The organism is Micropruina sonneratiae (genome assembly GCF_025972045.1).
GTDB classification, from domain to species: domain Bacteria; phylum Actinomycetota; class Actinomycetes; order Propionibacteriales; family Propionibacteriaceae; genus Micropruina; species Micropruina sonneratiae.
Map to the genome: position 1 here is coordinate 129,958 of NZ_JAPDHX010000003.1, position 12,110 is coordinate 142,067.

Annotated in this window: 11 protein-coding genes; all 11 read left to right on the forward strand. The window is 69.1% G+C overall.

What is annotated here, in order from left to right; all coding sequences use genetic code 11:
• Positions 1-20 precede the first annotated feature (20 nt).
• The 11 genes from OIE40_RS08730 to nuoL are packed head-to-tail and all read left to right on the forward strand — an operon-like array spanning position 21 to position 12,105.
• Entirely contained in the window at positions 21-578 is a 558-nt protein-coding gene (locus tag OIE40_RS08730; protein WP_264701820.1) for an NADH-quinone oxidoreductase subunit B, read from the forward strand.
• The gene (locus tag OIE40_RS08735; RefSeq protein ID WP_264701821.1) at positions 575-1,381 is read left to right on the forward strand and encodes an NADH-quinone oxidoreductase subunit C; all 807 of its coding nucleotides are present in this window, start codon (positions 575-577) and stop codon (positions 1,379-1,381) included. Before OIE40_RS08730 ends, OIE40_RS08735 begins: the two co-directional genes overlap by 4 nt.
• Complete coding sequence (locus OIE40_RS08740; protein ID WP_264701822.1) at positions 1,378-2,733, forward strand: NADH-quinone oxidoreductase subunit D; 1,356 nt, start codon at positions 1,378-1,380, stop codon at positions 2,731-2,733. Before OIE40_RS08735 ends, OIE40_RS08740 begins: the two co-directional genes overlap by 4 nt.
• Positions 2,730-3,494, forward strand: a complete 765-nt coding sequence (gene nuoE, locus OIE40_RS08745; protein WP_264701823.1) for an NADH-quinone oxidoreductase subunit NuoE — start codon at positions 2,730-2,732, stop codon at positions 3,492-3,494. Before OIE40_RS08740 ends, nuoE begins: the two co-directional genes overlap by 4 nt.
• Positions 3,491-4,816, forward strand: coding sequence for an NADH-quinone oxidoreductase subunit NuoF (nuoF, locus tag OIE40_RS08750; protein WP_264701824.1), 1,326 nt, complete (start codon positions 3,491-3,493; stop codon positions 4,814-4,816). Before nuoE ends, nuoF begins: the two co-directional genes overlap by 4 nt.
• Entirely contained in the window at positions 4,813-7,209 is a 2,397-nt protein-coding gene (locus OIE40_RS08755; RefSeq protein WP_264701825.1) for an NADH-quinone oxidoreductase subunit G, read from the forward strand. The genes nuoF and OIE40_RS08755 overlap by 4 nt, the downstream gene beginning before the upstream one ends.
• A complete protein-coding gene (nuoH, locus tag OIE40_RS08760; protein ID WP_264701826.1) occupies positions 7,206-8,525 on the forward strand; it encodes an NADH-quinone oxidoreductase subunit NuoH in 1,320 nt (439 codons plus the stop codon). Before OIE40_RS08755 ends, nuoH begins: the two co-directional genes overlap by 4 nt.
• Positions 8,525-9,085 carry an NADH-quinone oxidoreductase subunit NuoI gene (gene nuoI, locus OIE40_RS08765; RefSeq protein ID WP_264701827.1) on the forward strand — a complete coding sequence of 187 codons (561 nt, stop codon included), beginning with the start codon at positions 8,525-8,527 and terminating at the stop codon, positions 9,083-9,085. The genes nuoH and nuoI overlap by 1 nt, the downstream gene beginning before the upstream one ends.
• Positions 9,082-9,867, forward strand: coding sequence for an NADH-quinone oxidoreductase subunit J (locus OIE40_RS08770; RefSeq protein ID WP_264701828.1), 786 nt, complete (start codon positions 9,082-9,084; stop codon positions 9,865-9,867). Before nuoI ends, OIE40_RS08770 begins: the two co-directional genes overlap by 4 nt.
• Complete coding sequence (nuoK, locus tag OIE40_RS08775) at positions 9,864-10,160, forward strand: NADH-quinone oxidoreductase subunit NuoK (RefSeq protein ID WP_264701829.1); 297 nt, start codon at positions 9,864-9,866, stop codon at positions 10,158-10,160. Before OIE40_RS08770 ends, nuoK begins: the two co-directional genes overlap by 4 nt.
• Before the next feature lie 40 nt (positions 10,161-10,200).
• Complete coding sequence (nuoL, locus tag OIE40_RS08780) at positions 10,201-12,105, forward strand: NADH-quinone oxidoreductase subunit L (RefSeq protein WP_264701830.1); 1,905 nt, start codon at positions 10,201-10,203, stop codon at positions 12,103-12,105.
• Positions 12,106-12,110: the final 5 nt, after the last annotated feature.

A 12,110-nucleotide genomic window follows, 5' to 3' on the forward strand; every position in this document is an offset into this window, starting at 1 on the left:
CACCTGTCAGGGGGTCCGTCATGGGGCTTGAGGACAAGATTCCGCAGGGCGTCCTGCTGACCACCGTCGAGGGCATCTTCGGCTGGATGCGGCAGGCGTCGTTCTGGCCGGCCACCTTCGGCCTGGCCTGCTGCGCGATCGAGATGATGACCTACGGCGCGCCGCGGTTCGACGCCGGACGCTGGGGCCAGGAGGTGTTCCGTGCCTCGCCGCGGCAGGCCGACCTGATGATCATCTCGGGCCGGGTCAGCCAGAAGATGGCGCCGGTGCTGCGGCAGGTCTACGACCAGATGCCCAACCCCAAGTACGTGATGGCGATGGGCGTGTGCGCCAGCTCGGGCGGCATGTTCAACAACTACGCGATCGTGCAGGGCGGCGACCACATCGTCCCGGTCGACATGTACGTCCCGGGCTGCCCGCCGCGCCCGGACATGCTGATCGACGCCATGTTCAAGTTGCGCAAGCAGATCGTGATGAAGAGGCCGATCGGCGACCACGAGCTCGAGGAGCTCGAGGCGCAGGAGAAGGCGGCGCTCGAGGCCATGGCCACCCACGAGATGAAGGGGCTGATGCGATGAGCGACGACAAGCCCGCGAGCACTCCGCCCGCCGACGACAAGGCGCCCGGCGAGGAGAAGACCGTCGACAGCCATGTCGACGACGGCGCCTCGGCGCCCGGTGCCGGCCTGGAACGTGAGGACGCCCAACCCGACGAGCAGCTGGACGCCGTCGCCCAGGTCCCGGCCGGACCGCTGGTCATCGAGACCCGCCGGGGCATGTGGTCCGACGGTTCCGGCGACACCTCCGGCTACGGCCGGCTGGTGCGCGCCGTGGAACTGCCGAATCAGGGGTTGCCGTCGGACGGCTGGTACTCCTCGGTGACCTCGCGCCTGCTGCGGCTGGTGCCCGACGCCCTGGTCCGGGTCGTGTTCGACCGCGGCGAGCTCACCTTCCTGGTCGCCCGCGAGAAGCTGACCGAGGTGATGGGCCAGCTGCGGGACGACGCCGAGCTGCGCTTCGAGTTCCTGCCGAGCGTGTCCGGGGTGAACTACCCCGACGACTCCGGTGCCGAGTTGCACGTCGTCTACCACCTGCAGTCGATGACCCACAACCGGCGGCTCCGCGTCGAGACCACGGCGCCGGACGCCGACCCGCACGTCCCCAGCGTGGTAGCCATCTACCCCGCCGCCGACTGGCACGAGCGCGAAACCTGGGACATGTTCGGGATCGTCTTCGACGGGCACCCGCACCTGACCCGCATCCTGATGCCGGACGACTGGGTCGGGTTCCCTCAGCGCAAGGACTATCCGCTGGGCGGCATCCCGGTGGAGTACAAGGGGGCGACCGTCCCGCCGCCGGACGAGCGGAGGATCTACCGATGAGCAGCACCGACTTCTACGCCCAGCCGGGCGAGGCCACCGAGGGGACCGTCTACACCGCGATGGGCGGCGACTGGGGCGAGATCGCGGCCGAGCAGGCCGAACGCTCCGACGAGATCCTGGTGATCAACATGGGCCCACAGCACCCGTCCACCCACGGGGTGCTCCGGCTCATCCTGGAGTGCGACGGTGAGACGGTGCTGAGCATCAGGCCAGGCATCGGGTTCCTGCACACGGGCATCGAGAAGAACATGGAGTACCGCACCTGGACGCAGGGCTCCACGTTCGTCACCCGGATGGACTACGTGGCCCCGATCTTCAACGAGGTCGCCTACTGCCTGGCCGTCGAGCGGCTGCTGGGCATCGAGGCCGACATTCCCGAGCGCGCCAACGTCATCCGGGTGCTGATGATGGAGCTCAACCGGATCGCCTCGCACCTGGTCTGCATCGGCACCGGCGGCATGGAGATCGGCGCGCTGACGGTGATGACGATCGGCTTCCGCGAGCGCGAGATGATCCTCGACTTCTTCGAGGCGGTCACCGGCGTGCGGATGAACCACGCCTACATCCGGCCCGGCGGTGTGGCCAACGACCTGCCCGAGACCGGCATCGCCCAGTTGCGCGACCTGATCAGCTGGCTGCACAAGCACCTGCCCGAGTACGCCGCGTTCTGCAACGAGAACCCGATCTTCAAGATGCGGATGATCGGCGTCGGCCACCAGGACCTGAGCGCCTGCATGGCCCTGGGCGTGACCGGCCCGGTGCTGCGTTCGACCGGCTACAACTGGGACCTGCGCAAGCAGCAGCCCTACTGCGGCTACGAGACCTACGACTTCGACGCCATCGCCTGGACGCCCGAGGACGGCTGGGACTCCTCCGACTCCTACGCCCGGTTCCGCATCCGGCTCGAGGAGATGTGGCAGAGCCTGAAGATCGTCGAGCAGTGCGCCGACCGGCTCGAGGCGTCCGTCGGCCAGCCGGTGATGGTGGCCGACCCGAAGATCGCCTGGCCGGCGCAACTGGCCGTCGGCCCCGACGGCCAGGGCAACAGCCACGAACACATCAAGCACATCATGGGCGAATCCATGGAGGCGTTGATCCACCACTTCAAGATCGTCACCGAGGGCTTCCGGGTGCCGGCCGGCCAGGCCTACGTGCCGATCGAGTCGCCCAAGGGCGAGATCGCCTGCCACGTCGTCTCCGACGGCGGCGTGCGGCCGTTCCGGGTGCACATGCGAGACCCGGGGTTCAACCACCTGCAGTCGGTGCCGATCCAGTGCGAGGGCGGCATGATCTCCGACGTCGTCGTGGCGGTCGGTTCGCTCGACCCCGTGATGGGAGGAGTCGACCGATGAGCGGTCACGAGTTCGAGTCCTGGTTCCCCGATTCGGGCGGCATCGACTACGAGGACACCGCCACCGCGATCACCGACGCCACCGTCGAGGAGATGCGGCAGATCGCGGCCCGGTACCCGCAGCCGCGTTCGGCGCTGCTGCCGATGCTGCACCTGGTGCAGAGCGTCGAAGGCCGGATCAGCCCGGCCGGCGTCCGCGCCTGCGCCGAGGTGCTCGGCATCACCACCGCGCAGGTGTCGGGGGTGGCGACCTTCTACACGATGTACCGGCGGCGTCCGGGCGGCCGGCACCACGTCGGTGTCTGCACCACGGCGCTGTGCGCGGTGATGGGCGGCGACCACCTGCTCGACCGGGTCTGCGACAAGCTGGGCATCCACGAGGGCGAGACCACCGCCGACGGCACCTTCTCGATCGAGCGGATCGAATGCAACGCCGCCTGCGACTTCGCCCCGGTGATGATGGTCAACTGGGAGTTCTTCGACAACATGACCCCCGCCAAGGCCGACGAACTACTGGACGCCCTGGCCGCGGGTACCGCGGTGAAGTCGCCCCGCGGTGCCACGCTCACCTCGTGGCGCGAGGCCGAGCGGGTGCTGGCCGGTTTCCCCGACGGTCGCGCCGACGAGGGCCCGACGGCCGGTGAGGCGTCCACCCTCGGATTGCGGGTCGCCCGGGAGAAGGGCTGGCGGGCGCCGGACGCCCCGCCTCCGGTCCCCACGCCCACCGACGAGGCCTCGGATAATCAGGGAGGTGCCGCGTGACAGACGTGCTGACCCCGGTGCTCAGTGCCAACTGGGCCGACGAGCGCGCGTGGAAGCTGACCAACTACGAACGCCGCGGCGGTTACCGTGCGCTGCGGACGGCGCTGGGCCAGAGCCCCGCCGAGGTGATGGAGACGGTGAAGGAGTCCGGCCTGCGCGGACGCGGCGGCGCCGGCTTCCCGACCGGCATGAAGTGGTCCTTCGTGCCCAAGGACAACCCGAACCCGAAGTACCTGGTGGTCAACGCCGACGAGTCCGAGCCGGGCACCTGCAAGGACATGCCGCTGATGCTGGCCAGCCCGCACACGCTGGTCGAGGGCGTGATCATCTCCGCCTACGCGATCGGCTGCTCCTACGCGTTCATCTACTGTCGCGGCGAGGTGCTGCACGTCGTCCGGCGGTTGCAGCAGGCGGTCCGTGAGGCCTACTCGGCCGGCTACGCGGGCAAGAACATCCTCGGCAGCGGCTACGACCTCGAGGTCGTCGTGCACGCCGGTGCCGGCGCTTACATCTGCGGCGAGGAGACCGCGCTGCTCGACTCCCTGGAAGGGCGTCGCGGGCAGCCCCGGCTACGGCCGCCGTTCCCTGCCGTGGCCGGGCTGTACGCCTCGCCGACGGTGGTCAACAACGTCGAGTCGATCGCCTCCGTGCCGTCCATCATCGACCACGGGGCGTCTTGGTTCTCGTCGATGGGCACCGAGAAGTCCAAGGGCATGACGATCTACTCGCTGTCGGGGCACGTCAAGCGTCCCGGCCAGTTCGAGGCGCCGCTGGGCGTCACCCTGCGCCAGCTGCTCGAACTGTCCGGCGGCATCCGCGAGGGCCACGAACTCAAGTTCTGGACGCCGGGCGGCAGCTCGACGCCGATCCTCACCCCCGAGCACCTCGACCTGCCGCTCGACTACGAGTCGATGGCCGGCGCGGGCACCATGCTCGGCACCAAGGCGCTGCAGTGCTTCGACGAGACCACCTCGGTGGTGCGCACCACGCTGCGCTGGATCGAGTTCTACAAGCACGAGTCCTGCGGCAAGTGCACGCCGTGCCGCGAGGGCAACTGGTGGCTGGTGCAGATCCTGAAGAAGTTCGAGGCCGGCCGGGCCGAGAGCGGTGACATCGAGAAGCTGCTCGACATCGCCGACGACATCGGCGGGCGTTCGTTCTGTGCGCTGGCCGATGGGGCGGTCGCCTGCCTGACCAGTGCGATCAAGTACTTCCGGGACGAGTTCGAGGCCGGCATGCACACCCCGGCCTGGGAACTGTTTCCCTACGGCCGCAGCGCACTGTTCGAGGTCGCCGACGAGCGGGAAGGGGCGCACGCATGACGGTCACCGCCAAGCCGGGCGAGGTCGTCGCCAGCGACCTGATCACGGTCTTCATCGACGGCACCGAGGTGCAGGTGCCGAAGGGCACGCTGGCCATCCGGGCCGCCGAGATGATCGGCGTCGCCATTCCACGGTTCTGCGACCACCCGCTGCTCGATCCCGTCGGCGCCTGCCGCCAGTGCCTGGTCGAGGTGCCCGACATGGGCAACGGACGCGGCATGCCCAAGCCGCAGGCGTCCTGCACCCTGGAGTGCGCCCCGGGCATGAAGATCCTCACCCAGGAGACCTCGGCCACCGCCGCCAAGGCCCAGAAGGGGATGATCGAGTTCCTGCTGATCAACCACCCGCTGGACTGCCCGATCTGCGACAAGGGCGGCGAATGCCCGCTGCAGAACCAGGCGATGAGCACCGGTGCCGGCGAGAGCCGCTACGAGGGCGTGAAGCGCACCTTCCCCAAGCCGATCAACATCTCGGCGCAGATCCTGCTCGACCGCGAGCGGTGCGTGCTGTGCGCCCGCTGCACCCGGTTCTCCGAACAGATCTCGGGCGACCCGTTCATCACCCTGGTCGAGCGGGGGGCGCTGCAGCAGGTCGGCTACTACGAGGATCACCCGTACAACTCCTACTTCTCCGGCAACGTCATCCAGATCTGCCCGGTCGGGGCGCTGACCAGCGTCTCGTACCGCTTCCAGAGCCGTCCGTTCGACCTGGTCAGCACGCCGACCACCTGTGAGCACTGCGCCGGCGGGTGCCAGTTGCGCACCGACCACCGGCACTTCCAGGTGAAGCGCCGGCTGGCCGGCGACGCGCCCGAGGTGAACGAGGAGTGGAACTGCGACCGGGGCCGGTTCGCCTTCAAATCGGCCCGCGGCGAGGACCGGCTGACCCGTCCGCTGGTGCGCGACAACGGCGTGCTGCGGGTGGCGTCCTGGCCAGAGGCGATCGACGCCGCCGTGGCCGGGCTCCGGGCCGCCGGCTCGAAGGTGGGCGTGCTGACCGGTGGCCGCCTCACCATCGAGGACGCCTACGGCTACAGCAAGTTCGCCCGGCACGTGCTGGGCACCAACAACATCGACTTCCGGGCCCGGCCGCACAGCGACGAGGAGGCCGCCTTCCTGGCCAACCGGGTCGCCGGCACGGTGCTGGACTCCGACACGTTGAGCTACACCGCGCTGCAGGGCGCCAAGCAGGTCGTGCTGGTCGCCTTCGAGCCCGAGGAGGAGGCCGCGATGGTCTTCCTGCGGCTGCGTAAGGCGGTGCTCCGCAACGGCACGAAGGTGGTCACCGTCGCCCCGTACGCGTCGAACGGGTCGGTGAAGCTGAAGGCCGAACTGGTGGCAACCGTCCCCGGTGCAGAGGCCGAGGCGCTGGCCGGCATCGAGGCGGACGCCGACACCATCGTGCTGGTGGGTGAGCGGGCCGCGGTGATCCCCGGCCTGCTGACCGCCGCGGCCGAGTTCGCCGACCGCACCGGTGCCCGGCTGGGCTGGATCCCGCGCCGGGCCGGCGACCGCGGAGCGATCGAGGCCGGTTGCCTGCCCAACCTGCTGCCGGGCGGGCGTCCGGCCGGTGAGGTACTGGCGCGGGTCGACGTCCAGGCGGCGTGGGGAGTCGAGTCGCTGCCCGGCACCACCGGGCTGGACGCCGACGCGCAACTCGCCGCGGCCCGCGGCGGCGGCCTGGCCTTGGTCGTCGGCGGCGTCGAGCCGGCCGACTTCACCAGCGCCGACGACGTGCGGGAGAGCCTCGACGAGGCGTCCTTCGTGATCAGCCTGGAGCAGCGGCAGAGCGAGGTCACCGAACGCGCCGACGTGGTGTTCCCGATCGCGCTGATCGAGGAGCGGCCCGGTCACTTCCTGAACTGGGAGCATCGCCGCGGCCGGGTGAACACGGTGATCAAGCAGCCGAACCAGCCGATGACCGACCTGCGGGTGCTGGCGGCGCTGGCCGACGCGATGGGCCGGCCGCTCGGCGTCCGGACGGCGCGGCAGGCGCTCGCCGAACTGGACGAGCTGGGCGCCTGGGAGGGTGTGAAGGTGCCGCTGAACCGCGGCCGTGCGGTGCTCGAGCCGGCCGAGGGCGAGTTGGCCCTCGCGACCTGGCGTGAGCTCATCGACGGTTCGCGCTCCAACGACGGCGAGCCGGCGCTGCAGGCGACCGCCAAGCCCGTGCTGGCCCGCACCTCGCCCGAGGTGGCCGAGCTATACGGGCTCACCGACGCGGTCACCGTCGGCAACGCCGAGGGCTGGCTGACGCTGCCGCTGGAGATCGTCCCCGCGATGGCCCCCGACACCGTCTGGGTGCCGGCCCACGCGCCCGGGACGGCACTGTCCGAGCTGGGCCTGGTGCACGGCGCCAGCGTCAGCGTCTCCGTCCCGGGAGGTGAGGCATGATCCCGCTCGACCTTTCCCTGTTCGGCACCGACCCGTGGTGGCTGGTGCTCATCAAAGTCGTGGTGCTGTTCGTGGTGCTGCTGGTCTGGACGATCTTCAACGTCTGGTACGAGCGCCGCCTCGTCGGCAAGATGCAGCATCGCCTGGGACCGATCATGAACGGCCCGTTCGGCCTCGGCCAGGCGCTGGCCGACGGCATGAAACTCCTCATCAAGGAGGATTTCCGGCCCAAAGCGGCCGACCGGGTGCTATTCACCTTGGCGCCGCTGATCGCCGGCACCGCGGCCTTCGCCGCGTGGGCGGTGATCCCGTTCGGCGGCGAGGTGGAGATCTTCGGGGTGCGGACGCGCCTGCAGGCCACCGACCTGCCGATCTCGGTGCTGGTCATCCTGGCCGTCGCGTCGGTGGGCATCTACGGGTTCGTGCTGGCCGGCTGGTCGTCCAACTCGCCCTACTCCCTGCTGGGGGCGCTGCGCAGCTCGGCGCAGATGATCTCCTACGAGCTCAGCATGGGCCTGGCCCTGGTGGCGGTTTTCCTGTACAGCCGGTCGATGTCGACCTCAGAGATCGTCGACGCCCAGGGCCAGCCGTTCATCATCGACCTGCCCCAGTTCGGCATCCACTGGGATCTGGGGCTGCAGAACTGGTACTTCCTGCTGCTGTTCCCGTCCTTCGTGATCTATCTGATCTCGATGGTCGGCGAGACCAACCGCGCGCCCTTCGACCTGCCCGAGTGTGAGTCGGAACTGGTGTCGGGCTACCTGACCGAATACTCCGGCTTCCGCTACGCCATCTACTTCCTGGCCGAGTACATCAACATGGCCACCGTCTCTGCTGTGGCCACCACCTTGTTCCTCGGCGGCTACCACGCGCCGTGGCCGATCAACGCGCTGTTCCCGGCCGTCGACACCGGCTGGTGGGGACCGTTGTGGTTCGTGCTCAAGGTGCAGCTGCTGATCTCGGTGTTCGTCTGGTTGCGCGGCACCCTGCCCCGGTTCCGCTACGACCAGTTCATGAACCTGGGCTGGAAGTGGCTGATCCCGATCTCGCTGGTGTGGGTGATGCTGGTCGCCACGGCGCGGATCGCCCGCGCCGAGGGTTGGTTCACTCCGACCGTGATGGTGATCGCCGGCGTCGTGGTCGTCGCGCTGTTCGCCCTGTGGTGGCTGCTCGATCGAGAACCCGAACCCGACATCGTCGAGGAGGTCGCCTTCGATCCCTTCGCCGGCGGCTACCCCGTGCCGCCGATGCCGGGACAGAAACTGCCCGAACAGGTCGACGTGCTGCCGGCCGAACCGGAAAGGACGGACGCCTGATGGCCTCCTTCGCAGATCAGTGGGCCGGCTTCGGCGTCACCTTTCGGACGATGTTCCGCAAGACCTTCACCCAGGGCTACCCCGAGAAGGGCAAGGTCAAGGTCACCGCGCCGCGGTTCCACGGCCGGCACCAACTGAACCGCTGGCCCGACGGCCTGGAGAAGTGCGTCGGCTGCGAGCTGTGCGCGTGGGCCTGCCCCGCCGACGCGATCTACGTCGAGGGTGCCGACAACACCGAAGAGGCCCGCTTCTCGCCGGGCGAGCGGTACGGGTCGGTGTACCAGATCAACTACCTGCGCTGCATCCTGTGCGGACTGTGCATCGAGGCGTGCCCGACCCGGGCGCTCACCATGACCAACGAGTTCAAGCTGGCCGACACCACCCGCGAGAAGATGATCTACACCAAGGACCGGCTGCTGGCGCCGCTGCTGCCCGGCATGGAGGAGCCCCCGCATCCGCGCCGGCTCGGCGATGACGAGCAGACCTACTTCCTCGGCCTGCCGAAGACCGGGACGCCCGACACCCGCACCTCCAGCGTCCCGGCGGGGGAGGGTCGATGAACGTCGTGTTCTGGATCTGCGCCCCGCTGATGGTGCTGGGCGCGCTGGGCCTGGTGCTGTTCCGCAAGGCCGTCTACTCGGCGTTGTCGATGGCGCTGACCATGGTCAACCTGGCGGTGCTGTACGCCTCGCTGGACGCCCCGTTCCTGTTCGCGATCCAGATCATCGTCTACACCGGCGCGATCCTGATGCTGTTCCTGTTCGTGCTGATGCTGGTCGGCGTGGACACCCCCGACTCGATCATCGAGACGATCAAGGGCCAGCGGGTGCTGTCGGCGCTCGGCGCGCTCGGGCTGCTCGGCCTGCTGGTGTTCTCCATCGGTGGCGCGGTGACGGCCCCGGCCGACACCATGGAGGGCGCGACGGTCGCGGCCGGCGGCAATGTCGAGGGGGTCGCGCAGCTGCTGTTCGGCCGCTACGTGTGGGCCTTCGAACTCACCTCTGCGCTGTTGATCACCGCCGCGGTCGGCGCGATGATCCTGGCGCACGCGCAGCGCACCAGGCCCAAACTGGGCCAGCGCGAGCTGGCCGATGCCCGGATGCGGGCGTACGCGACCAGCGGCGCCCACCCCGGCTCGCTGCCCAACTCCGGCGTGTTCGCCACCAGCAACTCGATCGCGACCCCTGCGCTGCTGCCCGACGGCAGCATCGCGCAGGAGTCGGTGAGCGCGACGCTCACCGAACGCGGTGCCCAGTTGGACAGCGCCCAGTTGAAGGAGCTCACCGCCGAGACCTTCGCCGGCGCCCAACGGGTGAGTGACGAAGAGGAGGAAGAGCTGTGATCGAGCAGTACCTCTACCTGGCGGCGATCCTGTTCACCATCGGCGCGATCGGCGTCATGGTGCGGCGCAACGCGCTGGTGGCGTTCATGTCGGTCGAGCTGATGCTCAACGCCGCCAACCTCGCCCTGGTCGCCTTCGCCTGGCACCACGGCAGCTTCGACGGGCAGGTGGCCACCTTCTTCGTGATGGTGGTGGCCGCCGCCGAGGTGGTCGTCGGCCTGGCCATCATCGTCAGCATCTACAAGACCCGTCGCTCGACCTCGGTCGACAACGCCAACCTGCTCAACCAGTGAGGCCCGCTGCAATGACTGACCGCATGAATGGGGTGCGCGCATGATCGGCCTGGAGATCGTCGACCCGGTCGCCGCCACCGGCCTGTTCGGCTACGCCTGGCTGATGATCGCGCTGCCCGCTCTGGGTGCCCTGCTGATCCTCGGTTTCGGGCGTTTCCTCGGCAAGGCCGGGCCGGCACTGGCGGTGGCCACCATCACCGGCTCGTTCGCGCTGGCGGTGGCGCTGTTCGTCCAGCAACTCGCCGCGCCGGCGGACGCCCGGGCCGTGTCCGTGCCGCTGTACACCTGGTTCTCGACCGGCGCGTGGCAGCTCGACGTGGGCCTGCTGGTCGATCAGCTGTCCATCCTGTTCTGCCTGCTGATCACCGGCGTCGGCGGCCTGATCCACGTCTACTCACTCGGCTACATGGCCCACGACGAACGCAAGGGCCGGTTCTTCGGCTACCTGAACCTGTTCGTCGCCGCGATGCTGGTGCTGGTGCTGGCCGACAACTACCTGGTGCTGTTCGTCGGCTGGGAGGGCGTCGGTCTGGCGTCCTACCTGCTGATCGGGTTCTGGCAGCACAAGCCGTCAGCCGCCGCCGCGGCGAAGAAGGCGTTCGTGATGAACCGGGTCGGCGACCTGGGCATGGTGCTGGCCATCTCGGCGATGCTGGCCCAGTTCGGCTCGTCCGCCTTCAGCGAAGTCAATCACGGCGCGGCGAACCTGGTCGGCCCGTGGCCGACCGCGATCGGCCTGCTGCTGCTGCTCGGTGCCTGCGGCAAGTCCGCGCAGGTGCCGCTGCAGGCCTGGCTGCTGGACGCCATGGAGGGCCCGACCCCGGTGTCGGCACTCATCCACGCCGCCACCATGGTCACCGCCGGCGTCTACCTGGTGGTGCGCAGCCACGCGATCTTCGAACTCAGCACGGTGGCCGCGACCACCGTCGTGCTGGTCGGCACCGTCACGCTGCTGGCCGGCGCCTGGATCGGCTGTGCCAAGGACGACATCAAGAAGGTGCTGGCGGGTTCGACGATGAGCCAGATCGGCTACATGATGCTGGCTGCCGGCATCGGCCCCGCCGGCTACGCCTTCGCGATCTTCCACCTGCTCACCCACGGTGCGTTCAAGGCCAACATGTTCCTCGGCGCCGGCTCGGTGATGCACGGCATGGACGACGACGTCGAGATGCGGCACTACGGCGGCCTGTGGAAGTACCTGCCGGTCACCTTCTGGACCTTCGCCTGCGGCTACCTGGCGATCATCGGCTTCCCGCTCACCTCCGGCTACTTCTCCAAGGACCACATCATCGAGGCCGCCTTCGGCCAGTCGATGCTGATCGGTTCGCTGGCCCTGCTGGGTGCCGGGGTGACGGCGTTCTACATGACCCGGCTGATGCTGATGACCTTCGGCGGCGCGAAGCGCTGGGCCGACGGCGTCCATCCGCACGAGTCGCCGGCGGTGATGACGGTGCCGCTGGTGGTGCTGGCCGTGCTCAGCATCGGCGCCGGTGCGGTGATGAACTGGTGGATCCAGGAGTGGCTCGAGCCGGCGACGGGCGCGCACGCGCATGAGGTCGACCTGCTGCCCACCCCGATCGGCTGGGCGACGATGGCCGTGGTGGCGCTGGGGGTGCTGGTCGGCTGGCTGGTCTTCGGACGCCGCGAGGTTCCGGCCACCGCTCCGCAGGGCAACCTGGTGGCTCGGGCCGGACGCAACGAGCTCTACGGCAACAGCGTCAACGACGTCCTGGTGGTGCAGCCGGTGCTGGCCATGTCCCGGGCCGCGGTGACTACCGACGCCAAGGGCATCGACGGCTTCGTCGGTACGTTCACCGACGCCATCGGCGGGTTGAGCGTGGCCGGCCGCAGGGCGCAGAACGGCTACGTCCGCAGCTACGCGCTGACCATGGTGCTCGGCGTCCTGGCGGTGGGCGCGGTGTTGATCCTCGGCCTGGTCGGCTGAGGGAG